The 372-nt window shown below is 77.2% G+C and carries 1 protein-coding gene; it reads right to left on the reverse strand.

The window, feature by feature from the left end; translation table 11 throughout:
• The coding region (locus AC6LJ9_RS30715) for a hypothetical protein (protein WP_498150466.1) at positions 1-372 on the reverse strand (372 nt) is incomplete at both ends.

Consider the following 372-nt stretch of genomic DNA (forward strand, 5'->3'; position numbering starts at 1 on the left):
GATGCCGGCCTGCGCGTCGATCCGGCCCGCCGTCAGCGCCACCTGCCCGCCGTCGGCCAGCGCCACCGCCTCGGCCACCGTCAGCGCGCCGCCGGTCGCCAGGTCCAGCCCGCCCAGGCCCATGTCGGACAGCCGCCCGCTGTCCAGCCACACGGTGCCGACGCGCTCGGCCGCCAGCGCGTCGCCCGCCGCCATCGCCAAGGTGATATCGGCGTAGCGGCCGAGCTTGACGTCGGTATTGAAGACGTTGACCCGGCCCAGCGCGCCGTAGTTGCCCAGCGCCAGCCCGCCGGCGCGCGCCACCGCCAGCTGGCTCTGGCCATAACCGTCGGCCCCGGCCGCCCGCGCCCGCGTCTGGCGCGCGCCGTCGTA

The organism is Achromobacter sp. 1011811831 (assembly GCF_059760905.1).